At 53.1% G+C, this 26,407-nt stretch carries 25 protein-coding genes and 1 other RNA gene; 20 read left to right on the forward strand and 6 right to left on the reverse strand.

The features are described from left to right. Positions 1-214: 214 nt before the first annotated feature. From clpP to BM427_RS00925, 7 genes are all read left to right on the forward strand, one after another. On the forward strand, positions 215-838 hold the full coding sequence (gene clpP, locus BM427_RS00895) for an ATP-dependent Clp endopeptidase proteolytic subunit ClpP (RefSeq protein WP_090118394.1): 624 nt from the start codon (positions 215-217) through the stop codon (positions 836-838). A gap of 130 nt (positions 839-968) precedes the next feature. Further along, positions 969-2,243 (forward strand): ATP-dependent protease ATP-binding subunit ClpX, encoded by a 1,275-nt coding sequence (clpX, locus tag BM427_RS00900; protein WP_090118395.1) that lies wholly within the window; start codon positions 969-971, stop codon positions 2,241-2,243. Positions 2,244-2,426: 183 nt separating this feature from the next. Further along, a complete protein-coding gene (gene lon, locus BM427_RS00905; protein WP_090118396.1) occupies positions 2,427-4,781 on the forward strand; it encodes an endopeptidase La in 2,355 nt (784 codons plus the stop codon). A gap of 210 nt (positions 4,782-4,991) precedes the next feature. Beyond that, entirely contained in the window at positions 4,992-5,264 is a 273-nt protein-coding gene (gene hupB, locus BM427_RS00910; RefSeq protein ID WP_007373541.1) for a nucleoid-associated protein HU-beta, read from the forward strand. 209 nt (positions 5,265-5,473) lie between these two features. Further along, positions 5,474-7,345, forward strand: a complete 1,872-nt coding sequence (gene ppiD / locus BM427_RS00915; RefSeq protein ID WP_090118397.1) for a peptidylprolyl isomerase — start codon at positions 5,474-5,476, stop codon at positions 7,343-7,345. Between the two features lie 156 nt (positions 7,346-7,501). After that, positions 7,502-7,882 carry a helix-hairpin-helix domain-containing protein gene (locus BM427_RS00920; RefSeq protein WP_090118398.1) on the forward strand — a complete coding sequence of 127 codons (381 nt, stop codon included), beginning with the start codon at positions 7,502-7,504 and terminating at the stop codon, positions 7,880-7,882. Positions 7,883-7,980: 98 nt separating this feature from the next. After that, a complete protein-coding gene (locus BM427_RS00925) occupies positions 7,981-8,388 on the forward strand; it encodes a YbgC/FadM family acyl-CoA thioesterase (RefSeq protein WP_090118399.1) in 408 nt (135 codons plus the stop codon). 108 nt (positions 8,389-8,496) lie between these two features. Here BM427_RS00925 and queC read toward each other — a convergent pair whose 3' ends face one another. Together queC and BM427_RS00935 are read right to left on the reverse strand one after the other, a co-directional pair. Next, positions 8,497-9,192, reverse strand: coding sequence for a 7-cyano-7-deazaguanine synthase QueC (gene queC / locus BM427_RS00930; RefSeq protein ID WP_090118400.1), 696 nt, complete (start codon positions 9,190-9,192; stop codon positions 8,497-8,499). Between the two features lie 66 nt (positions 9,193-9,258). Then, complete coding sequence (locus tag BM427_RS00935) at positions 9,259-10,956, reverse strand: SgrR family transcriptional regulator (protein ID WP_090118401.1); 1,698 nt, start codon at positions 10,954-10,956, stop codon at positions 9,259-9,261. 100 nt (positions 10,957-11,056) lie between these two features. Here BM427_RS00935 and cof point away from each other — a divergent pair, with 100 nt between their 5' ends. Continuing rightward, positions 11,057-11,875: an HMP-PP phosphatase gene (gene cof / locus BM427_RS00940; protein WP_090120630.1), complete on the forward strand. Its 819-nt coding sequence runs from the start codon at positions 11,057-11,059 to the stop codon at positions 11,873-11,875. A 105-nt stretch (positions 11,876-11,980) separates the two neighbouring features. Here the strand turns inward: cof and BM427_RS00945 are convergent, their stop codons facing one another. Then, complete coding sequence (locus BM427_RS00945; protein WP_090118402.1) at positions 11,981-13,027, reverse strand: PLP-dependent cysteine synthase family protein; 1,047 nt, start codon at positions 13,025-13,027, stop codon at positions 11,981-11,983. Between the two features lie 115 nt (positions 13,028-13,142). Between BM427_RS00945 and BM427_RS00950 the strand changes: the two genes are divergently transcribed. The 5 genes from BM427_RS00950 (at position 13,143) to amtB (ending at position 19,099) form a co-directional block, all read left to right on the forward strand. Then, complete coding sequence (locus BM427_RS00950) at positions 13,143-13,601, forward strand: Lrp/AsnC family transcriptional regulator (RefSeq protein ID WP_167518526.1); 459 nt, start codon at positions 13,143-13,145, stop codon at positions 13,599-13,601. 49 nt (positions 13,602-13,650) lie between these two features. After that, the gene (locus BM427_RS00955) at positions 13,651-15,414 is read left to right on the forward strand and encodes a SmdA family multidrug ABC transporter permease/ATP-binding protein (RefSeq protein ID WP_090118404.1); all 1,764 of its coding nucleotides are present in this window, start codon (positions 13,651-13,653) and stop codon (positions 15,412-15,414) included. Further along, positions 15,407-17,185 carry a SmdB family multidrug efflux ABC transporter permease/ATP-binding protein gene (locus BM427_RS00960; RefSeq protein WP_090118405.1) on the forward strand — a complete coding sequence of 593 codons (1,779 nt, stop codon included), beginning with the start codon at positions 15,407-15,409 and terminating at the stop codon, positions 17,183-17,185. The genes BM427_RS00955 and BM427_RS00960 overlap by 8 nt, the downstream gene beginning before the upstream one ends. 256 nt (positions 17,186-17,441) lie before the next feature. Next, complete coding sequence (glnK, locus tag BM427_RS00965) at positions 17,442-17,780, forward strand: P-II family nitrogen regulator (RefSeq protein ID WP_002891893.1); 339 nt, start codon at positions 17,442-17,444, stop codon at positions 17,778-17,780. Positions 17,781-17,812: 32 nt separating this feature from the next. Further along, positions 17,813-19,099, forward strand: coding sequence for an ammonium transporter AmtB (gene amtB, locus BM427_RS00970; protein WP_090118406.1), 1,287 nt, complete (start codon positions 17,813-17,815; stop codon positions 19,097-19,099). Positions 19,100-19,177: 78 nt separating this feature from the next. Here the strand turns inward: amtB and tesB are convergent, their stop codons facing one another. Continuing rightward, positions 19,178-20,038: an acyl-CoA thioesterase II gene (gene tesB, locus BM427_RS00975; RefSeq protein WP_090118407.1), complete on the reverse strand. Its 861-nt coding sequence runs from the start codon at positions 20,036-20,038 to the stop codon at positions 19,178-19,180. A 215-nt stretch (positions 20,039-20,253) separates the two neighbouring features. Here tesB and BM427_RS00980 point away from each other — a divergent pair, with 215 nt between their 5' ends. Further along, the gene (locus BM427_RS00980) at positions 20,254-20,823 is read left to right on the forward strand and encodes a YbaY family lipoprotein (protein WP_090118408.1); all 570 of its coding nucleotides are present in this window, start codon (positions 20,254-20,256) and stop codon (positions 20,821-20,823) included. Between the two features lie 32 nt (positions 20,824-20,855). Here BM427_RS00980 and BM427_RS00985 read toward each other — a convergent pair whose 3' ends face one another. Further along, entirely contained in the window at positions 20,856-21,167 is a 312-nt protein-coding gene (locus BM427_RS00985) for an MGMT family protein (RefSeq protein WP_341874203.1), read from the reverse strand. Between the two features lie 165 nt (positions 21,168-21,332). Between BM427_RS00985 and ffs the strand changes: the two genes are divergently transcribed. Further along, an RNA gene (gene ffs / locus BM427_RS00990) (signal recognition particle sRNA small type) lies at positions 21,333-21,429 on the forward strand. A gap of 177 nt (positions 21,430-21,606) precedes the next feature. Here the strand turns inward: ffs and yczR are convergent. Beyond that, positions 21,607-23,028, reverse strand: coding sequence for a MocR-like transcription factor YczR (gene yczR / locus BM427_RS00995; RefSeq protein WP_090118410.1), 1,422 nt, complete (start codon positions 23,026-23,028; stop codon positions 21,607-21,609). A gap of 84 nt (positions 23,029-23,112) precedes the next feature. Between yczR and yczE the strand changes: the two genes are divergently transcribed. From yczE to BM427_RS01020, 5 genes are all read left to right on the forward strand, one after another. Beyond that, entirely contained in the window at positions 23,113-23,724 is a 612-nt protein-coding gene (gene yczE / locus BM427_RS01000) for a membrane protein YczE (protein WP_090118411.1), read from the forward strand. A gap of 84 nt (positions 23,725-23,808) precedes the next feature. Continuing rightward, positions 23,809-24,354, forward strand: coding sequence for a GNAT family N-acetyltransferase (locus BM427_RS01005; RefSeq protein ID WP_090118412.1), 546 nt, complete (start codon positions 23,809-23,811; stop codon positions 24,352-24,354). Between the two features lie 232 nt (positions 24,355-24,586). Then, positions 24,587-24,838, forward strand: coding sequence for a hypothetical protein (locus tag BM427_RS01010; protein ID WP_090118413.1), 252 nt, complete (start codon positions 24,587-24,589; stop codon positions 24,836-24,838). Further along, a complete protein-coding gene (locus tag BM427_RS01015; protein ID WP_090118414.1) occupies positions 24,835-25,053 on the forward strand; it encodes a hypothetical protein in 219 nt (72 codons plus the stop codon). Before BM427_RS01010 ends, BM427_RS01015 begins: the two co-directional genes overlap by 4 nt. Before the next feature lie 257 nt (positions 25,054-25,310). After that, entirely contained in the window at positions 25,311-26,393 is a 1,083-nt protein-coding gene (locus BM427_RS01020) for a LacI family DNA-binding transcriptional regulator (protein WP_090118415.1), read from the forward strand. Positions 26,394-26,407: the final 14 nt, after the last annotated feature.

Here is a 26,407-nt window from a genome sequence, read left to right on the forward strand (position 1 = left end):
CATTTACAGATGTGTGCTAAAAGAGCGTTTCAGTGTTAGCGTAACAGCAAAAGATTGTTATGCTTGAAAACAGGCTTGGCCATCCCCACAAAGAGGGTATTGGCAGTAAAGGCTCTGGCTGATAATCCGTCCGTGAGGGGTCATAGTCAGATCCCACTCACTCAAGTACAATCAGTGCAGCAGGTTAGTTTATTTTTTTATCCAGGAGACGGAAATGTCATACAGCGGCGAACGAGATAACTTTGCACCCCATATGGCTCTGGTGCCAATGGTTATTGAACAGACCTCACGCGGTGAGCGCTCTTTCGATATCTACTCCCGTCTTCTCAAGGAACGCGTGATTTTTCTCACCGGCCAGGTCGAAGACCATATGGCAAACCTGATTGTGGCTCAAATGCTCTTTCTGGAAGCGGAAAATCCGGAAAAAGACATTTACCTGTATATTAACTCTCCGGGCGGCGTGATTACTGCCGGGATGTCGATTTACGACACCATGCAGTTTATCAAGCCGGACGTCAGCACCATTTGTATGGGACAGGCCGCCTCGATGGGCGCATTCCTGCTGACGGCGGGCGCAAAAGGCAAGCGTTTCTGCCTGCCAAATTCACGTGTGATGATTCACCAGCCGCTGGGTGGCTATCAGGGGCAGGCAACGGATATCGAAATTCACGCCCGTGAAATCCTGAAAGTGAAAGGCCGTATGAATGAACTTATGGCGTATCACACGGGTCAATCTTTAGAGCAAATTGAACGTGATACCGAGCGTGACCGCTTCCTTGCTGCGCAAGAAGCCGTGGATTACGGTCTGGTCGACTCAATTTTAACCCATCGTAACTAATGCTCAGATTGCATGTGCCGCTATACTATGTGATACACAAGCGGCATCATGCTTGAGTAACGTTTTGCGCCTGGAATGGCATTTGCGTCGTCATGTGCGGCACAAAGAACAGATTAAGAGGTTTTGACTCATGACAGATAAACGCAAAGATGGTTCGGGCAAACTGTTGTATTGCTCGTTTTGCGGCAAAAGCCAGCATGAAGTGCGTAAGCTGATCGCCGGGCCGTCCGTGTATATCTGCGACGAATGTGTAGATCTGTGTAACGACATTATTCGCGAAGAGATTAAAGAGGTTGCGCCACATCGTGAGCGCAGCGCACTCCCGACCCCGCATGAAATCCGCCACCATCTGGATGATTATGTTATTGGCCAGGAACAGGCAAAAAAAGTGCTGGCGGTAGCGGTCTATAACCACTACAAACGCCTGCGCAATGGCGATACCAGCAACGGCGTTGAATTGGGCAAAAGTAACATTTTGCTGATTGGGCCGACCGGTTCCGGTAAGACGTTGCTGGCTGAAACGCTGGCGCGTTTGCTGGATGTTCCATTCACCATGGCGGATGCCACTACGCTGACCGAAGCCGGTTACGTGGGGGAGGACGTCGAAAACATCATTCAGAAACTGCTACAAAAGTGCGATTACGATGTGCAGAAGGCGCAGCGCGGGATTGTTTACATCGATGAGATCGACAAGATCTCCCGTAAATCCGATAATCCGTCAATTACGCGTGATGTTTCCGGTGAAGGTGTGCAGCAGGCGTTGCTGAAACTGATAGAAGGCACCGTGGCTGCGGTTCCGCCGCAGGGTGGCCGTAAGCATCCGCAGCAGGAATTTTTGCAGGTTGATACCTCGAAAATCCTGTTCATTTGTGGCGGTGCATTTGCCGGTCTCGACAAAGTGATTTCTCACCGTGTTGAAACCGGCTCGGGTATTGGCTTCGGCGCAACGGTGAAAGGCAAATCTGAAAAAGCAAATGAAGGTGAACTGCTGGCGCAGGTTGAACCGGAAGATTTGATCAAATTTGGTCTGATTCCTGAATTCATCGGTCGTCTGCCGGTGGTGGCGACGCTGAGCGAACTGAGTGAAGAAGCACTTATTCAAATCCTGAAAGAGCCGAAAAATGCGCTGACCAAGCAGTACCAGGCGCTGTTCAATCTTGAAGGCGTGGACCTTGAGTTCCGCGATGAAGCGCTGGATGCGATCGCCAGGAAAGCCATGGTGCGCAAAACCGGTGCGCGTGGCCTGCGTTCAATTGTAGAAGGTGCTCTGCTCGATACCATGTACGATCTGCCGTCGATGGAAGATGTTGAGAAAGTGGTCATTGACGAGTCGGTTATCGCTGGCCAAAGCAAACCGCTGCTGATTTACGGCAAACCGGAAGCTCAGCAGGCATCTGGCGAATAATTAACCAATTCTTACAATCAGTTAACCTAAAAGGGGGGATTTTATCTCCCCTTTTATTTTTCCCTATTCCCGCCGTTGAATGTGTGGGAAACATCCCCATATACTGCTTTACATGTTAATGGTGCGTGTTGCACAGTCACGTCACCTGATTACCTGGCGGACTTTAAACTAAGAGAGAGCTCTATGAATCCTGAGCGTTCTGAACGCATTGAAATCCCCGTATTGCCGTTGCGCGATGTGGTGGTTTATCCGCACATGGTCATTCCCTTATTTGTTGGACGGGAAAAATCGATCCGTTGTCTGGAAGCGGCCATGGACCATGATAAAAAAATCATGCTGGTTGCGCAGAAAGAAGCATCAACGGATGAGCCGGGTGTAAACGATCTTTTCACCGTCGGGACCGTGGCGTCTATTCTGCAGATGCTGAAGCTGCCAGATGGCACTGTAAAAGTGCTGGTCGAGGGGCTACAGCGCGCACGCATTACCACACTTGCCGATGATGGCGAGCACTTCTCTGCCAAAGCGGAATATCTCGACTCGCCGGCTATTGACGAGCGCGAGCAGGAAGTGTTGGTACGTACTGCAATCAGCCAGTTTGAAGGCTATATCAAACTGAATAAAAAAATTCCGCCGGAAGTGCTGACTTCGCTGAACAGCATTGACGATCCCGCACGTCTGGCCGATACCATTGCTGCCCATATGCCGCTGAAACTGGCTGATAAACAGTCTGTTCTGGAAATGTCCGACGTTAATGAACGTCTGGAATATCTGATGGCGATGATGGAATCCGAAATCGATCTGCTCCAGGTTGAGAAACGCATTCGCAACCGCGTTAAAAAGCAGATGGAAAAATCCCAGCGCGAGTACTACTTGAATGAGCAAATGAAAGCCATTCAGAAAGAGCTGGGTGAAATGGATGATGCGCCGGATGAAAACGAAGCGCTGAAACGCAAAATCGATGCGGCAAAAATGCCGAAAGAGGCGAAAGAGAAAGCCGAATCCGAGCTGCAGAAGCTGAAAATGATGTCGCCAATGTCTGCGGAAGCGACCGTTGTGCGCGGCTATATCGAATGGATGGTGCAGGTGCCGTGGACCGCGCGCAGCAAGGTCAAAAAAGACCTTCGCCAGGCGCAGGAGATCCTTGATACCGACCACTACGGCCTTGAACGCGTGAAGGATCGTATCCTTGAGTATCTTGCGGTGCAGAGCCGTATGAACAAGCTTAAAGGGCCGATTCTGTGCCTGGTTGGGCCTCCTGGGGTGGGGAAAACCTCTCTGGGTCAATCCATAGCTAAAGCTACCGGGCGTAAATATGTCCGCATGGCGCTGGGTGGTGTGCGTGACGAAGCGGAAATTCGCGGTCACCGCCGTACCTACATCGGTTCGATGCCGGGTAAACTGATCCAGAAGATGGCGAAAGTGGGAGTCAAAAACCCGCTGTTCCTGCTCGATGAGATTGACAAAATGTCGTCCGATATGCGCGGCGATCCGGCTTCGGCGCTGCTGGAAGTGCTGGATCCAGAACAGAACGTAGCTTTTAGCGATCACTACCTTGAAGTGGATTACGATCTCAGCGATGTAATGTTTGTCGCGACATCGAACTCCATGAATATTCCTGCACCGTTGCTGGATCGTATGGAAGTGATCCGTCTTTCCGGTTACACCGAAGACGAAAAACTGAACATTGCAAAACGTCACCTGTTGACTAAACAGATTGAGCGTAACGCGCTGAAAGAGAGCGAATTGACCGTTGATGACAGCGCAATCGTCGGCATCATCCGTTACTACACCCGTGAAGCGGGCGTGCGTGGTCTGGAGCGCGAAATCTCCAAATTGTGCCGCAAAGCGGTGAAACAGCTGCTGCTGGACCCGTCGCTGAAGCACATTGAGATCAATGGCGATAACCTGCATGACTACCTGGGCGTTCAGCGCTTTGATTATGGTCGTGCGGATGATGAAAACCGTGTCGGTCAGGTGACAGGCCTGGCGTGGACGGAAGTGGGCGGCGATTTGCTGACCATTGAAACCGCCTGCGTTCCGGGCAAAGGTAAGCTGACGTATACCGGTTCGCTCGGCGAAGTGATGCAGGAGTCTATCCAGGCGGCGCTGACCGTTGTTCGCGCCCGTGCGGAGAAACTCGGCATCAATGGCGATTTCTACGAAAAACGCGATATCCACGTTCACGTACCGGAAGGTGCGACGCCGAAAGATGGTCCGAGCGCAGGGATCGCGATGTGTACCGCGCTGGTTTCCTGCCTGACCGGTAACCCGGTTCGCGCAGATGTGGCAATGACGGGCGAAATTACCCTGCGTGGCCAGGTGTTGCCTATTGGTGGTTTGAAGGAAAAACTGTTGGCGGCACACCGAGGGGGTATTAAGACTGTTCTGATTCCTTACGAAAACAAGCGTGACCTGGAAGAGATCCCGGACAACGTTGTGGCCGATTTAGATATCCATCCGGTTAAGCGTATCGAAGAAGTTCTCAGCCTTGCATTGCAGAACGAACCCTTTGGTATGCAAGTCGTGACGGCAAAATAGTGACCTTGCGCAAAGTGCGTTGATAAAAACAAGGCTGGCGAGTGATTTCTTACTTGCCAGCCTTTTTTTGTATAGCTAATTTAGATTGCTGGTTAGGTATGTCATCATCAACTGGTGTTGTAAGGGCATGACAGGCCTGATATAACTGCTGCGCGGTCGCGCTGTGAAGGATTCAGGTGCGATATAAATTATAAAGAGAGGAAGAGAAGAGTGAACAAATCTCAGCTGATTGACAAGATTGCCGCAGGTGCTGATATTTCCAAAGCTGCTGCAGGACGTGCATTAGATGCTTTAATTGCTTCTGTTACTGAATCTTTGAAATCCGGGGACGACGTAGCACTGGTAGGTTTCGGTACCTTCGCGGTTAAAGAACGTGCTGCACGTACTGGCCGTAACCCGCAGACCGGCAAAGAAATCACTATCGCCGCAGCTAAAGTGCCTGGGTTCCGTGCAGGTAAAGCGCTGAAAGACGCAGTTAACTGATTACTTTCCCCATGTGGGGGATAGTAAGAAAATACAAGGCGCATCGTGAGATGTGCCTTTTTTATTTGCGAATTATTACTTTGTACGAGTTTCTGCACGTTGTGGGCTAACAATTGCGCCGGTTTCTTGTCAAAATACGCACTTACACGCAGCGGGCAACTCTTGCTGCCTGAGATCTAAAGTCACCTACAGCGGAGTGTTGTTACACCATGATGGACAATTTACGCGCGGCGGCGAATCACGTCGTGCTCAAGATCATTCTGGGTTTGATTATCGTGTCATTCATTTTGACTGGCGTGGGTAACTACCTGATTGGCGGTAACAATAATTATGCCGCAGAAGTTAACGGTCAGGAAATTAGCCGTTCGCAGTTTGAAAATGCAGTGACCAGCGAGCGCAATCGTATGGCACAGCAGCTGGGCGATCAGTTCTCTGAACTGGCTGCCAACGAAAACTATATGAAATCCATGCGCCAGCAAGTGCTCAATCGCATGATTGATGAAGCGTTGCTGGACCAATACGCCAAAAAGCTGCACCTTGGCATTAGCGACGAGCAGGTGAAGAAAGCCATTTTTTCCACTCAGGCTTTCCAGGCTAACGGTAAATTCGACAACAACCGCTTTAATGCCATCATCAATCAGATGGGCATGAGCGCCGATCAGTATGCGCAGGCGCTGCGTAACCAGTTAACCTCTCAGCAACTCATCAACGCTGTTGCAGGTACTGATTTTATGCTTAAAGGCGAGACTGACGAGCTGGCGGCGCTGGTTGCCCAGCAGCGCGTTGTCCGCCAGGCCGTGATTAATGTGAACGCACTGGCAGCGAAACAGACAGCCAGTGATGACGAAATTACCAGCTACTACGATCAAAACAAGAGCCGTTTCATCGCACCGGAGCAGTTCCGCGTAAGCTACATCAAACTTGATGCGACTGCGATGCAGGAAAATGCCAGCGATGCAGAGATTCAGTCTTACTACGATCAGCATCAGGACCAGTTCACCCAGCCGCAGCGTAACCGCTACAGCGTCATCCAGACGAAAACGGAAGACGACGCTAAAGCTGTGCTTGAGGAGCTGAATAAAGGCGCTGATTTTGCCACCGTCGCGAAAGCGAAATCTACCGACATTATCTCTGCCCGCAACGGCGGCGATATGGGCTGGCTGGAAGAGGGCACCACGCCGGATGAACTTAAAAATGCTGGCCTGAAAGAGAAAGGCCAGCTTTCCGGCGTTATCAAATCTTCTGTGGGTTTCCTGGTAGCGCGTCTTGACGATATTCAGCCTGCGCAGGTGAAACCGCTCAGCGAAGTGCGCGATGAACTGGCTGCAAAAGTGAAACAGGAAAAAGCGCTGGATGCCTGGTATGCTCTGCAACAGAAAGTGAGCGAGGCGGCGAGCAACGATAATGAATCTCTGGCTGGTGCAGAACAGGCCGCAGGGGCGAAAGCAGTGCAAACGGGCTGGTTCAGTCGCGACACACTGCCGGAAGATCTGAACTTCAAACCTGTGATCGACGCGATTTTCAATGGCGGTCTGGTGGGGCAGAACGGCGCGCCAGGCAGCAACTCCGATATCATCACCGTTGATGGCGATCGTGCGTTTGTACTGCGTATCACCGATCACAAAGCGGAAGCCATCAAACCGCTGGCTGAAGTGAAAGCGCAAGTTATCGATATTGTGAAGCACAATAAAGCTGAGCAGCAGGCGAAGCTGGATGCGGAAAAAGTGGTGGCTGAGCTGAAAGCGGGCAAAGGCGACGATGCGCTGAAAGCCGCAGGGCTAAGTTTTGGCGAGGCGAAAACGCTGATGCGTACAGGTCAGGATCCGGTAAGCCAGTCTGCGTTTAACCTGCCGCTGCCGGAAAAAGACAAACCCTCTTTCGGCTCGACGACCGATCAGCAGGGTAACGTCGTGGTTCTGGCGCTGGACGAAGTAAAAGCAGGTACCATGCCGGATGCGCAGAAAGAAGCGATGGTTAAAGGAATTACGCAGAACAACGCACAGATCGCTTTTGAGGCGCTGATGAGTAACCTGCGCAAAGAAGCCAAAATCAAACTCGGCACGATCGCTGAACAGCAGTAATGGGTAAAGGCGCGAAGCCTCTCCCAAAAAAAAGCAAAATTTTGCAAATCACAAAGGCCGCTTTCGCGGCCTTTTCCATTTCTGCATTTTGTCCTTTGCCCACATTCCTGCTTCTGTTTATTGTTGCCCTGCATTGAAAAACAAGGAGAAAACAGCATGAAACATGGAATTAAAGCACTGATTATTACCTTAGGCGTTGCCTGCTCGTCGCTGAGCTACAGCGCGCTGGCCGCCCCGGTAACTGCAGAGAAAGCACCACTCTCGCTGAGCAAAAGTGAAAACGCTTCCTCAGGAAAAGTAAAAGTACAGGATATGGCAACCAACGCTGATGAAGGGGGCGGTACGAGGGTAAGTATTAACAGCGCCAGTGCCGAAGAACTCGCGCAGGTGATGAGCGGAATCGGCATCAAGAAAGCCCAGGCGATAGTCAGTTATCGCGATGAGTACGGCCCGTTTAAAACGCTCGACGATCTCAAGCAGGTACCAGGTATGGGCGGTACGCTGGTGGAACGTAATCTGCCGCACCTGAAACTGTAAGGCGCTTGCGTAGTCGCTAATCTTTGCCAGAATAGAGAGGTCATACCAGTTATGATCTCTCTGTCACTATAACAATAAACGGTAAAGGTTAAAGCACTATGCAGACACAAATCAAAGTTCGTGGTTTTCATCTCGATGTTTATCAGCACGTGAACAATGCTCGCTATCTGGAGTTTCTCGAAGAGGCTCGCTGGGACGGGCTTGAGAATAATGACAGCTTCAAATGGATGACGGCCAATAACATTGCTTTCGTGGTGGTGAATATCAATATCAACTATCGCCGTCCGGCGGTGCTCGGTGATTTGCTTACCGTCACCAGCCATGTACAGCAGATCAACGGTAAAAGCGGCGTCTTAAGCCAGGTTGTCACGCTGGAACCGGAAAGTCAGATAGTTGCGGATGCGCTGGTGACATTTGTCTGCATCGATCTGAAAAACCAGAAGGCGCTGGCATTAGAAGGGGAACTGCGGGAAAAACTGGAGAAGATGATCAGCGCAGGCGATTAATAGTAAAAACGGGCTGGAGAAAACCGGAAAAGATAAAATCGCTGCCCTACAATATTGCGACCGGATGAGTGCTAATGCCCGTCCGGCCCAGATCCCGGTTTGCGTCTTTTATTTTAATCCGGTTTTCTGTTTCATGGTTGCCATCACGCCACTTTTATCCGCCAGGTAATGTTGCAGGCCGTTGGCGCGCAGATTGCAGGCGGCGCAATGACCGCAGCCATCGCCTTTAATGCCGTTATAGCAGGTCAGTGTTTCGCCGCGTACCAGATCCAGTTTTTCCCAGTAATCTGCCAGCGCCCAGGTTTCGGCTTTATTAATCCACATCAGCGGGGTTTCAAAGCGGATATCTTTCGCCAGGCCAAGATTGACCGCATGGTTAAGTGCTGTAACAAACTCATCGCGGCAATCCGGATAACCGGAAAAATCGGTTTCACAAACACCGGTGATCACGGCTTCTGCCTGTACCTGATATGCATATACCGCCGCCAGCGTCAGAAACAGAATATTACGTCCCGGCACGAAAGTATTTGGAATACCGGTAGCATCAGGCTCGTAGTCCGGCACCGGAATGCTATCGCGCGTCAGGCTACTGACCGCCAGTTCATTAAGCAAGGTGACATCCAGCACTTTGTGCGCACGGGCGCCCAGCGTTAATGCCAGTTCGCGGGCAACATCGATCTCTGCACGATGGCGCTGGCCGTAATCAAAGGTGACGCAATGTACTTCGTCATACTGCTGTAATGCCTGCACCAGGCAAGTTGTGGAGTCTTGTCCGCCACTAAACACAACAACGGCACGTTTCATAATTCTTCCTGACAATCGCGAATAAAGCGCTATGGTAGCGCGTGATGCTGTTAGCGACCAGCGTCTTCACCGCGCCGGGGCAGGAAGCCACGCTTCGGCAAAGTCAAACCAGCCGCGCGTATTCAGATGTATCCCTTCCACGCCTGGCGGTGCGCTGATACGGTACTGGTAATTAAACAGCGGTGTAAGCGTGGCATTATCCATCAGGGTATCGAACACATCATGCAGCGCCTGGTAACGTTCCTGCTCATTTGCCTGGCGCTGCACTGCATTCAGCGTCGCCTGCAAATGTGCGAACTGTTGCGCACTAAGCAGGTTGGGCCATAGAGGGTCGCAACGTAACCACTGCTCAAGGGTATATTCCGGCGTTTCGCCAATCAGCCTGTCTCCCATCATCAGGTCGGCAGTAGCAAGTTGAGTGCAGCCATCCCAGTTTTTGCTGTCGTGGAAAATGACTGTCAGTTCACAACCGATCGTGGCGAGATAAAGTCTGAGTTGCTCCGCCATGATGTGCAATTCCACTGGTAAATGGTAGAGCAGGGTGAGTTTTTCTGGCAGAGGAACCTGCTCGGCTGGCCATTCAGGCATTTGCCAGCCGGGTAACAGCTCACGGCTGGGCGTGATCAAATTCTCGTCAAGCGGCAGCGTCTGCACCAGTGAGGTGTGATGGATAATCTGTACCAGGCGGCGTGACTGCGCCGGGTTGAGGCGTGCGCCAGGTCTCTGGGCAAGATAACAAAACCCAAGGCTGATACCGTTGCTGACGGGTTGCAGGTGATGAAGCTCATCCGGCTCGCCAATGGCAATTTGTACCGGATGTCGACAACTGGTGCCTAAATCCTGCTCAAACAATTGTGGCGTGATCCAGAATTCCACCGCCTTCAGGAATGGGTGCCCAAGATGATAATGGTCGTGACTTTCCAGCCGGACCAGTTCGCGGCTGTACGTTACCAGGCGAAACGGCCCGGTACCGACCATGGGCTGCTGCGGATGTGCCAGACGGCTGCCGTAGCTGGCAAGGCGGTACGGCAACCAGAAATCGTGGCGGTGCAGTTTGAATGTTAGACACCAGGGATGCGTGATTTCAATGCTTGCGACGCTGGAAAATAACGTTTGCAACGCAGGCAGTTGCAGTAACTGTTGCAAGCTCTCCTGCAACTGCGCTGCTGTGACGGTATCACCGTTGTGCCAGTGCAGCGTGACATGCAAATGGAATCGCCAGCACAGACCGTCTGCGCTCACATCCCAGTGATGCGCCAAATCGCCCTGCGGTTGAATGTTGTGACTGACAAAACGGGTCAGGCCGCTGAAGATCTGCCCGGCAAGATGCTGTTCCGCGCGCCCGGGAAGAAAACCCGGAACGAGGGGATCAAGCGGCCGATAGTAGGGGATGCGCAGGGTTGGCGTTTCGTTTTGCCACAAACCGCCGAGAAACGGATTCAACAACGTGCGCAGATCATCTGGCGCAATTTGTGCCAGCGCCAGCGCGTTCTGTTGCTGACCACTATTGAGAGCCTGTTCGAGCATCTGACTGCGTATTGATTCCGGCGCGATCAGCAACTGCAACTCGCCGCGTTTACCCCGTCCGGATTGCGATTGCCAGCGCAGCCAGCCAGCGTCCTGCATCTGGTGTAACAGCGTGCGCATATGCCGAGCGCTGCAAAAACATTGCTCCGCCAGCTCCGTTACGCTGGTGGATTGTGTTTTCCCGGCAGAGATCTGCCACAGGCGTTGGTACTGATTAAGTCGATTGAGGAGTCGCATAAACCCGGAACAATATTTGTCATCTATTCACTATTACTTCCGTATATCTCACGTAATACTGGAACGCAACTGTGAATGAGACATAACCGGAGAAAAGATGATGGCGCGTTTGGCTGCCTTTGACATGGATGGCACCCTGTTAATGCCCGACCACCGTTTAGGTGAACAAACGGTCACTGTGCTCCAGCGTCTGCGCGAACGGGATATCACCCTGACTTTTGCAACCGGGCGGCACGCGCTGGAGATGCGTAGCCTTATCAGTAGCCTGGCGCTGGATGCTTTTTTGATCACCGGTAACGGGACACGCATCCATTCGCAGGAAGGCGAACTACTGTTCCGTCAGGATCTGAACCCGGAAGTGGCGGAACTTGTGCTGCACAGCACATGGGATACCCGCGCGACCCTTCACGTATTCAATGATGCCGGTTGGTTGACGGATAATGCGCTGCCAGAGTTGCTGGAAGCTCATCAGCTCAGCGGGTTTACCTACCAACTAGCCGATCTTAAGCGCTTGTCGGCTCACGATGTGACCAAGATTTGTTTTGTCGGCGATCATGATGATCTCTGCCGCCTGCGCATACAACTGAATGAGACGTTGGGAGCGCACGCGCACTTGTGCTTTTCTGCCACCGATTGTCTGGAAATCCTGCCGACAGGCTGTAACAAAGGTTCCGCGCTCGCGACGCTGAGCCTGTCGCTGGGGCTGACGTTGCAGGATTGCATGGCGTTTGGCGACGCGATGAATGACAGAGAGATGCTTGAAAGCGTGGGACACGGCATGATCATGGGCAATGCCATGCCGCAGTTACGGGAAGCGCTGCCGCATTTACCGGTTATAGGACACTGCCAGAATCAGGCAGTATCACATTTTTTGATGCACTGGCTGGACACACCCAATCTTCCTTATTCCCCCGAATGAAAAAGATTTTTCCAGCAAGCCGGGTTTTTACCCGGCTTTTTTGTGCACAGAAAACCCCCCATCCAGGCTGGGGGAGCAGTAAAGCTTTCAGCTTTGAGTCGGTTATTATGCCGTCAGACTGGAGATTTCCGCGCGCCAGAGATCGATATCGCCGATGTTTGCCGCCACCCATTGCGGGTTGTAGTAGGTTTCCAGATACCGCTCGCCGCTGTCGCACAGCAGCGTCACGATAGAACCGCTGCGTCCTTCGCCGCGCATCCGCGCGGCGAGCTGTAGTGCGCCCCACATATTGGTACCGGTGGAGGCGCCCACTTTGCGGCCGATTTGTGTTTCCAGCCACTGCGCCGTTGCCACACTGGCGGCATCGGGAACCCGCAGCATCTCGTCCACCACATCGGCAATAAAAGAAGGCTCCACACGTGGACGGCCAATCCCTTCGATTTTACTGCCTGTCGCGTTGCGCAGGCTGGCGTCGCGTTGCTGCCAGTAATCAAGGAACACCGAGTTTTCCGGATCCACCACCATCAACCGGGTACCATAACCCTGACAGCGAATATAGCGACCAATGGTCGCTGAGGTGCCGCCTGTGCCTGCGCTCATTACAATGTAATCCGGCACCGGATGCGGTTCATTTTTCATCTGACGGAAGATGCTGTCGGCAATATTGTTGTTGCCGCGCCAGTCGGTTGCGCGTTCAGCAAACGTGAACTGATCCATGTAATGTCCGTTCAGCTCTTTTGCCAGCCGTTCCGATTCCGCATAGATCTCACAGGCGCTGTCAACAAAGTGGCAGCGGCCGCCATAAAACGCGATCTGCTCGATTTTGCGTTTAGCCGTGCAGTAAGGCATGACCGCGATAAAGGGTAGCCCCAGCAACCGCGCGAACCAGGCTTCGGAAACGGCGGTTGAACCGGAGGAGGCCTCAATAATGGTCGTGCCTTCTTTGATCCAGCCGTTGCACAAACCATACAGGAACAATGAGCGCGCCAGTCGGTGTTTCAGGCTACCGGTAGGATGCGTGCTTTCATCTTTCAGGTAGAGATTGATCCCCGGAAAAGCCGGCAGCATCAGGCGAATAAGGTGCGTATCAGCAGAACGCTGTGCATCGGCATTAATTTCATTGATAGCGTATTTGACCCAACTGCAATTCATGGCGGTTATCCGTTTGTCTCTTTGTGCCCAGTCTAGCGAAAGCAAAAGAAAAAAGGGTTGCCATTTAGCCTTTGTGTTAGACTATAAAGAGAAAAATATTCTCCAGGATTCCACAATGTTAGATCAAGTTGACCGCAAACTGCTCTCTCTGCTGCAACAGGATTGTTCGCTTTCTTTGCAGGCGCTGGCAGATGCCGTTAATCTGACCACTACTCCCTGCTGGAAACGTCTGAAGCGGCTGGAAGACGATGGAATTTTGCTCGGTCGTGTCGCTGTGCTGGACGCTGAAAAACTGGGACTGAATTTGACGGCCTTCGTGCTGATTAAAACTCAGCACCACAGTAGCGACTGGTATTGCCGCTTTGTCAGTGAAGTGACGCAAATGCCGGAAGTGCTCGGTTTCTGGCGCATGGCGGGGGAGTATGATTATCTGCTGCGCGTGCAGGTGGCAGACATGAAACGCTATGACAACTTTTATAAGAAGCTAGTAAACAGCGTGCCGGGGCTGTCAGATGTCACTTCTAGCTTTGCAATGGAGCAGATAAAATACACCACGGCTTTGCCCATTGAATAATGCTTAGGCTAAACCAATAGCCGGAAAATCACCTTCAGGATATAACCGCGTGCGATTATTTGCCCAGTTAGGCTGGTACTTTCGCCGGGAGTGGCAACGCTACCTTGGTGCAGTGGCCTTACTTATCATCATTGCTATTTTGCAACTCATTCCGCCCAAAGTGGTGGGGGTGATTGTCGATGGCGTAACCGAACAGCATTACAGTACGTCACAGGTGTGGATGTGGATTGGCGTACTGGTTGCAGTCGCCATTGTCACCTATCTGCTGCGTTATGTCTGGCGCGTCTGGTTATTTGGCGCTTCTTATCAACTGGCCGTGGAGTTGCGTGAAGATTTCTATCGTCAACTGAGCCGCCAGCATCCGGAGTTTTACCTGCGTCACCGTACCGGTGATTTAATGGCACGCGCAACGAATGACGTTGATCGCGTTGTGTTTGCTGCCGGTGAAGGTGTGTTGACGTTAGTGGATTCGTTGGTGATGGGCTGCGTGGTATTGGTGGTGATGTCGACGCAAATCAGTTGGCAACTCACACTGCTCTCGCTGCTGCCGATGCCGATTATGGCGCTGGTTATCAAGCGTTACGGCGATCAGTTGCACCAGCGTTTTAAGCTAGCGCAGGCGGCATTCTCTGCGCTTAACGATCGTACGCAGGAGAGCATGACCAGCATTCGCATGATCAAAGCTTTCGGTCTGGAGGATCGCCAGTCGGCGCTGTTTGCAACGGAAGCCGCCGACACGGGGGCGAAAAATATGCGCGTCGCCCGCGTTGATGCGCGTTTTGATCCAACCATTTACATTGCTATTGGACTGGCGAACATGCTGGCGATTGGTGGCGGTAGCTGGATGATTGTCCATGGTACGCTGACGCTCGGTCAGCTCACCAGTTTTGCCATGTATCTGGGTTTAATGATTTGGCCAATGCTGGCGCTGGCATGGATGTTTAACATCGTGGAACGCGGAAGTGCGGCTTACAGCCGAATCCGCGACATGCTGGCAGAAGCGCCGGTAGTGAATGACGGCAGTGAGCCGGTGCCGGAAGGGCGCGGCAATCTGACTATTGCTATCCGTGAATTTCGCTATCCGCAGATGGAAATCGCCGTGCTGAATAATGTTAACGCGCTACTGACACCGGGCCAGATGCTGGGTATCTGCGGGCCGACCGGCGCCGGGAAAACCACCTTGCTGGCGTTAATTCAGCGCCATTTTGACGTCGGGCAGGGAGATATTCGTTTCCACAATATTCCCCTTCAGCAATTGAAGCTGGATGTCTGGCGCAGCCGTCTGGCGGTAGTGAATCAGACTCCTTTCCTCTTTTCCGATACGGTGGGTAATAATATTGCCTTAGGCAAACCCGGCGCTACACAGGAAGAGATTGAACACGTAGCGAAGCTTGCCAGTGTGCATGACGACATTCTGCGTCTGCCGCAGGGCTATGATACGGAAGTGGGCGAGCGCGGCGTGATGCTTTCTGGTGGCCAAAAACAGCGCATTTCGATTGCACGCGCACTGCTGCTCAATGCTGAGATCCTGATTCTGGATGATGCGTTGTCGGCCGTTGACGGTCGAACCGAACATCAAATTTTGCATAACCTGCGCCAGTGGGGCGAAGGACGTACGGTCATTATCAGCGCACATCGCCTGTCGGCGCTGACAGAAGCCAGTGAGATTTTAGTCATGCAGCATGGACATATTGCCCAGCGTGGCCAGCATGAGCAGCTTGCTCGCCAACCGGGCTGGTATCGCGATATGTATCGCTACCAGCAACTGGAAGCCGCCCTGAATGACGTACCGCAGGAGGCAGCCGATGCGTAATTTCTCACGACAGTGGCCGACACTGAAACGGCTGCTGGTGTATGGCAAACCGTGGCGCAAGCAGTTGATCAAAGCGGTGCTGATGCTGTGGGTTGCGGCGATTGCGGAAGTCTCTGGTCCGGCGCTGATAAGCTACTTTATCGATAATATGGTGGCCAAAAGCTATCTGCCACTTGCGCTGGTCGCCGGTCTGGCAGTGGTTTATGTCGGCCTGCAACTGCTGGCGGCGCTACTGCACTATCGTCAGTCGCTGCTGTTTAACCAGACGGCGGTCGGCGTGGTACAACAACTGCGTACCGATGTGATGGATGCCGCGCTGCGCCAGCCGTTGAGCGAATTTGATACCCAGCCGGTCGGACAGATTATCTCTCGCGTGACTAATGACACCGAAGTGATCCGCGATCTTTATGTCACGGTGGTGGCGACGGTGCTGCGCAGCGCCGCGTTGATTGGCGCGATGCTGGTCGCCATGTTTAGCCTCGACTGGCGGATGGCGCTGGTGGCGATGACGATTTTCCCGGCAGTGCTGATCGTTATGCTGATCTATCAGCGCTTCAGCACACCGATTGTGCGCAGGATGCGTGCCTACCTTGCTGACATTAACGACGGCTTTAACGAAATTATTAACGGCATGAGTGTGATTCAGCAGTTCCGCCAGCAGACACGCTTTGGTGAACGTATGGGCGATGCCAGCCGTTCCCACTATCTTGCGCGCATGCAAACTCTGCGGCTGGATGGTTTTCTGCTGCGCCCGCTGCTAAGTCTTTTCTCGGCGCTGGTACTCTGTGGGCTGCTGATGTTGTTTGGTTTCTCCTCCGTCGGCACGGTAGAGGTCGGTGTGCTGTATGCGTTTATCAGCTATCTTGGCCGTTTGAATGAACCGCTGATTGAGTTGACAACGCAGCAATCGATGCTGCAGCAGGCGGTTGTCGCTGGCGAGCGTGTGTTCGAACTGATGGATCGGCCGCGCCAGTCTTATGGTTACGATGATACGCCGCTACGCAGTGGCGCCATTGATATTGAGAATGTTTCGTTCGCCTATCGCGACGATCAACTGGTGCTGCAGGATATTTCGCTGTCGGTTGCGCCGCGCAGTTTTGTGGCCTTAGTGGGGCATACTGGCAGCGGAAAAAGTACGCTCGCCAGCCTCTTGATGGGTTATTACCCGCTTACGCAGGGCGAGATCCGCCTCGACGGAAGGCCAATCTCTGCGCTCAGCCATACGGCGCTGCGCAAAGGCGTGGCGATGGTGCAACAGGATCCAGTGGTACTGGCGGACAGCTTTTTTACCAATGTGACACTGGGGCGCGATATCAGTGAAGCGCAGGTGTGGCAGGCACTGGAGACAGTACAACTTGCGGAACTGGCGCGCGGTATGAGTGCGGGTATTCATACCCCGCTCGGCGAGCAGGGAAATAATCTCTCTGTTGGGCAAAAACAGCTGCTGGCGCTGGCGCGTGTGCTGGTCAATACACCGCCGATCCTGATCCTTGATGAGGCAACGGCAAATATCGACTCCGGTACCGAGCAGGCAATCCAGCATGCGCTGGCGGCGGTGCGTAAGAAAACCACCCTGGTGGTGATCGCCCACCGTTTATCGACTATTGTTGAGGCCGAAACCATCCTTGTGTTACATCGTGGACAGGCCGTGGAACACGGAACGCACCAGCAATTGTTGGCCGCGAAAGGGCGCTACTGGCAGATGTATCAACTGCAACTGGCCGGGGAAGAATTGGCGGCCAGTGCGCGAGAAGAGTCGCTTATCGCGTGATGCACCAAAATTAGGCATGCTACTGACAGTATTCTCTGTTGGTGCAAAAAAGTAACGCACCATGCACTGTTATGGTGCGTTTTTCTTTTCTGGCACCAGTCCGAATCGCGAGCCAGCATTTTTCCCTTTCCGCTTTTCCCGGCCTGTCTGCACTAACAATCTGAAATTGTCCTCGTTTTCATTGTTGGCACACCGCTTGCAATATCTATTACGTGTTAGCTGCGGCCATTATCGAATTTCGACTGGAGGGGGATCTATGAAGCTGGTTACCGTGGTGATTAAACCATTCAAACTCGAAGACGTTCGTGAAGCACTGTCTTCTATTGGTATTCAAGGGCTGACCGTGACTGAAGTTAAAGGTTTCGGGCGTCAGAAAGGTCATGCCGAGCTGTACCGCGGTGCGGAATATAGCGTCAATTTCCTGCCTAAAGTGAAAATTGATGTGGCAATTGCGGATGATCAACTCGATGAAGTGATCGATGTGATCAGCAAAGCGGCCTACACCGGAAAAATTGGCGACGGTAAAATTTTCGTTGCTGAGTTGCAACGCGTAATTCGTATTCGTACCGGCGAAGCCGACGAAGCAGCACTGTAATAGCTGGCCACACAGTGATAGGGATTGGAACAATGAAAAACACAACATTAAAAACAGGTCTTGCTTCACTGGCATTGCTGCCAGGTCTGGCGATGGCGGCTCCCGCTGTGGCAGATAAAGCAGACAACGGCTTTATGATGATTTCTACTGCGCTGGTGCTGTTTATGAGCATCCCGGGCATCGCGCTGTTTTACGGCGGCCTGATCCGCGGTAAAAACGTGCTCTCCATGCTGACGCAGGTCGCGGTCACCTTCGCGCTGGTATGCGTTCTGTGGGTGGTTTATGGCTACTCTCTGGCTTTTAGCGAGGGTAACAGCTTCTTCGGCAGCTTCAACTGGGTAATGCTGAAGAATATCGAACTGACTGCGGTCATGGGAAGTATCTACCAATATATCCACGTTGCTTTCCAGGGCTCTTTCGCCTGTATCACCGTGGGCCTGATTGTTGGGGCGTTGGCGGAACGTATTCGCTTCTCTGCGGTGCTCATTTTCGTGGTGGTATGGCTGACTCTCTCCTACGTGCCAATTGCACACATGGTATGGGGCGGCGGTCTGCTGGCAACGCATGGCGCGCTGGACTTCGCTGGTGGTACGGTGGTGCATATCAACGCCGCTGTTGCAGGCCTGGTGGGTGCTTACCTGATTGGCAAACGTGTGGGCTTTGGCAAAGAAGCATTCAAACCGCATAACCTGCCAATGGTCTTTACCGGCACCGCTATCCTCTATGTGGGTTGGTTCGGTTTCAACGCCGGTTCTGCAAGTGCTGCTAACGAAATCGCCGGGCTGGCCTTCTTGAATACCGTAGTGGCTACAGCTGGTGCAATCCTTGCGTGGGTGTTCGGTGAGTGGGCGTTGCGTGGCAAACCGTCTCTGCTGGGTGCATGTTCTGGCGCGATTGCAGGCCTGGTTGGTATTACTCCAGCGTGTGGTTATGTGGGTGTTGGCGGCGCGCTGATTGTGGGCCTGGTGTCAGGTCTGGCAGGTCTGTGGGGTGTTACTGCACTGAAACGTATGCTGCGTGTTGACGATCCGTGTGACGTGTTTGGTGTGCATGGCGTTTGCGGCATCGTTGGTTGTATCCTGACCGGCATCTTTGCCGCAACTTCCCTCGGCGGCGTCGGTTATGCACAAGGCGTGACTATGGGCCAGCAGGTACTGGTTCAGTTGGAAAGTATCGCTGTCACCATCGTATGGTCTGGTGTCGTGGCCTTTATCGGCTACAAACTGGCTGACATGACTGTGGGCCTGCGTGTACCGGAAGATCAAGAGCGTGAAGGTCTGGATGTTAACAGCCATGGTGAAAACGCCTACAACGCCTGATTGAGTTGAGTTATCTCCTTAGCATAAAAAAGCCTCCATTCGGAGGCTTTTCTTTTTGCAGAGACCTTTTGCAGAGGCTTAGTTGCGGTTGCGTATCACCCCTTCCTGCACAGTTGACGCCACCAGCACACCGTGTTGTGTGTAGAACTCCCCGCGTACGAAGCCGCGCGCCCCTGAGGCAGAAGTACTTTCCACGCTATAAAGCAGCCATTCATTCATATTGAATGGGCGATGGAACCACATTGAGTGGTCGATGGTGGCAACCTGCATACCGTGCTCAAGGAAACCCACGCCGTGTGGCTGGAGTGCCACCGGCAGGAAGTTGAAGTCTGAGGCATAACCCAGTAGGTATTGATGGACGCGAAAGTCTTCCGGCACCACGCCGTTCGCGCGGATCCATACCTGGCGTGCAGGTTCGGCAATATGTCCTTTCAGCGGGTTGTGAAATTCTACCGGTCGGATCTCCAGCGGTTTATCGCTGAGGAATTTCTCTTTGACCAGCGGCGGCAACAAATGGGAGAGGGCATGAGCGATATCGGTTTCGGATTTCAGTGAATCCGGTGCGGGTGCATCCGGCATCGGTTTTTGATGTTCGTAACCCGTCTCCGGTGCCTGGAACGAGGCGGTCATGTAAAAAATGGGCTTCCCGTTCTGGATCGCCGCCACGCGGCGAGCGCTGAAGCTGTTGCCATCGCGCAGAACTTCCACGTCATACACAATCGGTTTCAGGCTATCGCCAGGACGCAGAAAGTAGCTGTGGAAGGAATGCACCAGACGTTCAGCGGGAACAGTTTCTTTAGCGGCGTACAGCGCCTGGCCGACAACCTGGCCGCCAAAGACCTGGCGTAGTCCTAAATCTTCGCTCTGGCCGCGAAATAAGCCTTCTTCGATTTTTTCCAGATTCAACAATGACAGCAGGTTAGAGAGTGCCTGACTCATAAATTTCCTCAAATAAATAACGGCTGACTGAGCGAATAATCCGCTAAGTATAACCTGGGAAAGTGAGTGGTCCGATGGGTTCAATAATCTGAATAAATGGGGCTTTGCAGGAATATATCGCGCTTATGTGCCAGACTTGTTCTCGTTACGATGGTTTAACCACCCATCCTGGCAGGCAAGCGTTCTGCCGGTGCATTGAAGATAAGGAGAAATCTATGAAACTCGTGCACATGTTAAGTGGTTTGGCAGTTGCAGTTGCGCTCTCTGCCTGTGCTCAAAAAGGCGCTGACATTCCGACACCAGCACCTAATCCCGGCGCACCTGCGGCAACCAATAAAGCTGCGATTGCGCAACCCAATGTTTCCGGTACGATCTGGATCCGTCAGAAAGTGGCACTGCCGCCAAATGCGGTATTAACCGTGACTGTTTCTGATGCTTCCCAGGCGGATGCGCCGTCGAAAGTGCTGGCGCAGAAAGCCGTGCGTACTGAAGGTAAACAGGCTCCGTTCAGCTTCGTGCTGCCATTTAACCCGGCTGATATCCAGCCGAATGCCCGTATTCTGCTGAGTGCGGCCATTACCATCGACGATAAAATTGTCTTTATCACCGATACGGTTAAACCGGTTATTAACCAGGGTGGAACTAAGGCGGATCTGACGTTGGTGCCAGTGCAGCAAACAGCCGTGCCGTTGCAGCAAAGCAGTGGCGCAGCTACGACCGTTCCTTCCACGTCCCCCACACAAGTGAACCCGTCTGAAGCCACTCCGGCGCCGACACAGTACTAATAACGGCTCCTCTCCCCCGGGGGAGGAGCGTTTTAGTAGATCCAACGGTAACGTTGTAAATCGATTTGCCCGCTGCCTGAAACAACCACGCCTTCAGCCAGTAATGCCTGACGCTGGCGCTGTAAATCCGGCCCGGTCAATGAGATGCAGCCATGACGATTCACTACCCGATGCCACGGTAACGCACTCCCTTCTGGTAAGCGTTTCAGTACACCACCCACCTGTCGCGCGGCGCGCGGAGATCCCGCCAGTTTCGCCACGTCGCCATAAGTTGTGACGTAACCTTCCGGTATTGCGGCAACGATTTGCCAGACTCGCTGCGGGAAAGAATCCTGTATATCCATGCTGATATCCTGAGGGAAGACTTTGCAGAATAAACAGCATAAAGCATGCTGTGAAGGGCCAGTTGCGCAATAAACCAGCATCCGCCCCGGCGCGGCTTGCAATTGCCATCCCGGACAGGGATAATGCGCCAGCGCGTTGATTAGCAACGCTCTCAATGGGGGCCCTGTTGGTTCTCCCGCAACGCTACTCTGTTCACCAGGTCAGGTCCGGAAGGAAGCAGCCAGGGCAGACGACGTGTGTGCCGGGATGTAGCTGGCAGGGCCTCCACCCATTTCTGCTTTTGAATCCTCTGTTTCCCGTTTATCCCTTTACATCTTCAGCACACCCGCAGTTTATTTGAAAATGCTTAACGCGCTTGTTATATACCCTTACTTTATTATTCTTATGCGACTCGGCTAACGTGAAGCTTGTGCGGGTGTGGGCGAATAATTTCCGGCATTACACCATGTTGCGTTTTAACGGGTGCTGCGAATGGTTGAGCGCTAACCATAGCGGTTTGATACGCAGTAATGCGTTTTCCAGCTCTGTTAATTCCAGTGAAAACGGCATACGTAAATAGCGGTCAAAGGCACCGGACAGGCCAAAACGTGTTCCCGCACCGAGGTGAATGCCGATAGTTTCCGCACGGGCGGCTAACTGGGTTGCCAGCATATCGGGCAGTTCTACCCAATAGGATAGGCCACCCTGAGGTGTCTGAAAGCGCCATTCCGGAAAATGCTCGCGCATTAACGCAGCACAATCATCACGGCGGTTGGTGAGCATTTGGCGACGGCCGGGCAAAAATGCCTCTGCGTTTTGCATTAACCACAGCGTTGCCAGTTGCTCCAGTAACGGGGAACCCAGATCCAGCGTGTCACGGGTCTGGGCGAGGGCGGCAATTGTGCGCGTTGAGGCGCGGATCCATCCTAGGCGTAGGCCACCCCAGAAACTTTTTCCCGCCGAACCGAGCGTGATCACGTTTCCAGCAGGATCGAAGGTTGCCAGCGGTGGAGGCGGCGGTGCGTCGTACCATAAATCCACCATTGTTTCATCGACCACCAGTGTCGTGCGCGTGCGCGCTGCGATAGCGGCGATGGCTTCGCGGGTGGCGATATCCATACAGCGACCGGTTGGATTGTGAAAGTCGGGCATCAGATAGGCCAGACGCGGGGCGGTCTGCGCCAGCGTGGCAGCAAATCCGTCGCTGTCCCAGCCAGTTTGTGGCAGCGATACACCAACGGGTCGGCATAACGCGCCCTGGATCGCAGCAATCGCCAGCGGGTAGGTTGGATGATCGACCACCACACGATCGCCCGGACCGGTCAGCATGCGCAGTACCAACGCCAGTGCGCTGACTGCACCATTCACCACCATCACTTCATCGGCGTGAGTTGGCAGCCCGCGCTCGGTATAACGTGTAGCTATGGCTTCACGCAGCGGCAGCAAGCCGAGCTGGCCATAGCCGGTTCGCGTGAGGTAGTGCGGGATCATGCTCAGCGCGTGGGTATAGGCTTGGTGTATCTCCGGCCCGGCGCTCAGCGCCGCCGTAGAGAGATCCAGTGCCGTCGCGGCTGTTGCGAGCGTTGGAACGCTACGGCTATCAGGCAGAATCACCCGCGATCCGCTGCCGTGGCGGCTCTCCAGGTAACCCTCATCGCGCAAGTGCGCTAGCGCGCTGGCAACGGTAGTGCGGCTGATGTCCAGTGTCGAGGCCAGTTCGCGCTCGCCAGGCAGACGCGTGTCCAGCACCAGCCTCCCATCAAGAATCAGCAAACGCAGGGCATCGGCAAGCTGACGCCATAGCGGCATACGGGATTCGGGTTGTTGCCAGTGCCCTAACAGACGCTGCAAAGATTGGCTACCAAAGCGACGGGATGACATATGCAGTCCACTATATAAAAACTGGACATTAATAATAATGCCATTTGCGGAGAAGATGGAAGCATGAACAACCGGAGAACAAAAATGCTACGTCGATTACTGCAACTCTATATTGGTTTGGTCCTGTACGGTGTTTCCACCGCGATGTTTGTCCGTGCCGATTTGGGCGCTGATCCGTGGAACGTTTTCCATCTTGGTGTGGCGAAACTGCTGTCGATGGATATCGGTACGGTGATGATCGCAACCGGTGCGCTGGTGCTGTTGTTCTGGATCCCGCTGCGCCAGCGTCCGGGGCTGGGAACCATCAGCAATGTGATCGTGCTTGGGCTTGCCGCTGATGCTGCGTTGGCATGGATGTCACCGCTGGAGACGCTCCTGGCGCGCAGCGTAATGCTGGCGGTTGCGGTGATTGTCAATGCGCTGGCGACCGGAATGTATATTGGCGCCGGGTTTGGCGCAGGCCCGCGTGATGGCCTGATGACTGGTATCCATGCCCGCACAGGCTGGTCAGTGCGCAGTATCCGCACGGCGATTGAGATTTTCGTCCTGCTGGCAGGCTGCCTGCTGGGCGGCACATTTGGCGTTGGCACGGTATTTTACGCGCTAAGTATTGGCCCGCTGATTCAGCTTTCTCTGCCGTGGTTTCGTCAGAAACCGGCGCTAAGCGTAACGCCGCAAACCGAACCAGCAGCCTGATTTTTTTAATACAGCGAAAACCCCCTGATCTGGTGGAACATCTGCAATACTTGCTTCTATCAGAAAGATAAGGAGCGATCGCTTGTGTTAACACCTGAGCTTCAAACGGCACGTCTGATTCTCAAACCGTTGGTATCGGAAGATGCCACGCAAATTCAGCGCATTTTCCCTCGCTGGGAGATTGTCCGTTATCTGGTTGCCAGCGTTCCCTGGCCCTATCCGGATAATGCGGCACAGAACTATGTCGATAATGTTGCGCTGGCGGCAATGCGCACAGGGAAAGGCTGGTTCTGGACGTTGCGGCGTAAAGAGAATGCCGATGAACTCATGGGCGTGATCTGCCTGATGGATACCCCGGATAATAACCGGGGATTCTGGCTGGTTCCGGAGTGGCAAGGGATGGGGTATATGACGGAAGCCTGCCATGTTGTAACGGATTTTTGGTTTAATGCACTCGAACGTGATGTACTGCGTGCGCCCAAAGCTGTCGCCAACGATCGTTCGAAGAGACTTTCTCAACGCAGCGGTATGCGTTTGGTTCGCCTGCAAAAAGGTGAATACGTTTCCGGGACGCTGGAGACGGAGTTGTGGGAGATAACCCGCGAAAAATGGAACCAACTGCACCACTAAACCTGCCAGCGGGCGCGCTGGCGGATTTTATTCCCGCGATGAGCATTATATTTATTCGTTTTAATTATAATGTCATTTAATTGAAATATTACCTTCATCTTTATGTCATAAATATAGGGCAAATTATTTCTGGGGATTTGTCGCCCTGTTATAATATTGAAATATAAATGTGGATCGATTTCGTAAGTTCGTGTATTAATTAGCATGTTTATTCACACAAGAAGGGATAATCATGGCCAGTGCAGTATTAAACGTCAAAATTGATGAAGCGCTAAAAGAGAAGCTGCGTCATTACGCAGAAGTAAATAGTGAAAATTTAAGCACGGCGACAGAAAAACTGCTGTTGCTGGCGTTCGAAACAGCAGAAGAGGCGGGAGTCTCGGAAGATGACATTGATAACCAGCACACGGAAGAAGAGAGTGCTGCTCCGTTTACTCCTAAAGAGATCAAAGCATTACGTAAACTCCTGAAGAAGAAAAAATGAACCAACAACTGCTATCAACCGCCAGTAACTACGGCGAAGCCTGTGCGATGTTGCGTTCAGGCTTTGTGAAACAAGTAAGACTGGACTGGAATATCGGAAGTGATGAGTTTTTTCAGATCGCATCGGACTGGTGTGACGCTGGCGCGAAAATCAAAAAAGAGGGAAACAGTTTTATTATTTCAATAAAAGGATTTCCTATTCCTCGCCAGCAGTAATCTTGTTGTCATGAAAACGTCATTTAAATTGCATTAAAAACTGTGATGATTGTTTCATAATAACTCTACAGATCCATCTCAAAACACATTACGGATGATGTTTCCGGCGAGCCTGCGTGGTTCGCCGATATTTCTTTTTATCCCGCAAAATATATTTCATGCCGGTTGTCTTCATCCCTGGTATTTTTCACGAAGCGCTCACAAGCAGGTCCGGGCAAAACGGGTATACTAATGATCCCTTTGCTGTCAGGAACGCCATGAAAACTATCACACTTTACGACGTTGCCAGCCAGGCTGGCGTCTCTTACCAGACTGTATCCCGGGTGATCAATGATGCGGCTCACGTTTCCGTTCGTACCCGTGAAAAGGTGCTCGCCGCTATGGCTGCGCTGCACTATGTTCCCAATCGTGGCGCCCAGCAACTTGCGGGCAAACGCAGTAGAACGCTGGGGTTACTGACTACCGATCTGGCGCTCCATGCACCGTCACAAATTGCCTCGGCGGTGAAATCCCGCGCCGGTCTTGCCTCCGCGAGCGTCATTATTTCGATGCTTGAGCAGCATGACGCCGCCAGCTGTAGCGCGGCATTGCAGGAGTTGTTGGCACAGCGTGTGGAAGGCGTGCTTATCAATGTTCCGCTGGAGGATGCGCAGGCCGAGCAGTTGGCGGCGCAGGCGCAGCCGACGCCGCTGTTATTTCTGGATGTCAGTGATAAGGCGGCCGTTAACAGCCTGGTATTTGACGCGGAGCAGGGCGCGCGCCTGAGTGTGGAACATGTGCTGTCGCAAGGCCACCAGCGCATTGCACTGCTGGGCGGGCCGCAGAGTTCGGTTTCAGCCCGCGCCCGTTTTAGCGGTTGGCTGGCGGCGTTAGCGCAGGCGAAACTGAACCCCTGTGCCAGTGAGTATGGGGACTGGAGTGCTGCATCGGGGTATGAAAAAGCCCATTTGCTGCTGGCGCATCCCCGGCCGCCGCAGGCTATTCTGGTGGCCAACGATCAGATGGCGCTCGGCGTGATGCGCGCCTGTGCTGAGAAGGGCATTGATGTGCCAGGCCAGATTTCAGTGGTGGGGTATGACGACACTGCGGACAGTGCCTGGTTTTCTCCACCTCTGACCACGGTACGCCAGGCGTTCAAAGATGCTGGTGAACGTAGCGTGGATTGGTTGCTTAATCCGCCCGACAGGGAATTGGCCCTCAGCCAGATTCGGCTGCCCGTCACGCTGATAGAACGCCTCTCAACTGCTCCGGCGCACGAACGGAAGATCCGCTGCGGTGAAGCCCTTGCCCGGCAACTCAATGAACTGGCGCAGCAGGTTGCTATGCTGGATCGTCGCTAATGCTTTTGTGATCC

The sequence above is a fragment of the Kosakonia arachidis genome (assembly GCF_900116535.1).
Taxonomy (GTDB): domain Bacteria; phylum Pseudomonadota; class Gammaproteobacteria; order Enterobacterales; family Enterobacteriaceae; genus Kosakonia; species Kosakonia arachidis.

Excerpts from the sequence above, each read along its gene's own strand:
- clpP (WP_090118394.1), top strand. The coding sequence starts at position 215 with ATGTCATACAGCGGCGAACGAGATAACTTTGCACCCCATATGGCTCTG.
- clpX (WP_090118395.1), top strand. The coding sequence starts at position 969 with ATGACAGATAAACGCAAAGATGGTTCGGGCAAACTGTTGTATTGCTCG.
- lon (WP_090118396.1), top strand. The coding sequence starts at position 2,427 with ATGAATCCTGAGCGTTCTGAACGCATTGAAATCCCCGTATTGCCGTTG.
- ppiD (WP_090118397.1), top strand. The coding sequence starts at position 5,474 with ATGATGGACAATTTACGCGCGGCGGCGAATCACGTCGTGCTCAAGATC.
- BM427_RS00920 (WP_090118398.1), top strand. The coding sequence starts at position 7,502 with ATGAAACATGGAATTAAAGCACTGATTATTACCTTAGGCGTTGCCTGC.
- BM427_RS00925 (WP_090118399.1), top strand. The coding sequence starts at position 7,981 with ATGCAGACACAAATCAAAGTTCGTGGTTTTCATCTCGATGTTTATCAG.
- queC (WP_090118400.1), bottom strand. The coding sequence starts at position 9,192 with ATGAAACGTGCCGTTGTTGTGTTTAGTGGCGGACAAGACTCCACAACT.
- BM427_RS00935 (WP_090118401.1), bottom strand. The coding sequence starts at position 10,956 with ATGCGACTCCTCAATCGACTTAATCAGTACCAACGCCTGTGGCAGATC.
- cof (WP_090120630.1), top strand. The coding sequence starts at position 11,057 with ATGGCGCGTTTGGCTGCCTTTGACATGGATGGCACCCTGTTAATGCCC.
- BM427_RS00945 (WP_090118402.1), bottom strand. The coding sequence starts at position 13,027 with ATGAATTGCAGTTGGGTCAAATACGCTATCAATGAAATTAATGCCGAT.
- BM427_RS00950 (WP_167518526.1), top strand. The coding sequence starts at position 13,143 with ATGTTAGATCAAGTTGACCGCAAACTGCTCTCTCTGCTGCAACAGGAT.
- BM427_RS00960 (WP_090118405.1), top strand. The coding sequence starts at position 15,407 with ATGCGTAATTTCTCACGACAGTGGCCGACACTGAAACGGCTGCTGGTG.
- glnK (WP_002891893.1), top strand. The coding sequence starts at position 17,442 with ATGAAGCTGGTTACCGTGGTGATTAAACCATTCAAACTCGAAGACGTT.
- amtB (WP_090118406.1), top strand. The coding sequence starts at position 17,813 with ATGAAAAACACAACATTAAAAACAGGTCTTGCTTCACTGGCATTGCTG.
- tesB (WP_090118407.1), bottom strand. The coding sequence starts at position 20,038 with ATGAGTCAGGCACTCTCTAACCTGCTGTCATTGTTGAATCTGGAAAAA.
- BM427_RS00980 (WP_090118408.1), top strand. The coding sequence starts at position 20,254 with ATGAAACTCGTGCACATGTTAAGTGGTTTGGCAGTTGCAGTTGCGCTC.
- BM427_RS00985 (WP_341874203.1), bottom strand. The coding sequence starts at position 21,167 with ATGGATATACAGGATTCTTTCCCGCAGCGAGTCTGGCAAATCGTTGCC.
- yczR (WP_090118410.1), bottom strand. The coding sequence starts at position 23,028 with ATGTCATCCCGTCGCTTTGGTAGCCAATCTTTGCAGCGTCTGTTAGGG.
- yczE (WP_090118411.1), top strand. The coding sequence starts at position 23,113 with ATGCTACGTCGATTACTGCAACTCTATATTGGTTTGGTCCTGTACGGT.
- BM427_RS01010 (WP_090118413.1), top strand. The coding sequence starts at position 24,587 with ATGGCCAGTGCAGTATTAAACGTCAAAATTGATGAAGCGCTAAAAGAG.
- BM427_RS01015 (WP_090118414.1), top strand. The coding sequence starts at position 24,835 with ATGAACCAACAACTGCTATCAACCGCCAGTAACTACGGCGAAGCCTGT.
- BM427_RS01020 (WP_090118415.1), top strand. The coding sequence starts at position 25,311 with ATGAAAACTATCACACTTTACGACGTTGCCAGCCAGGCTGGCGTCTCT.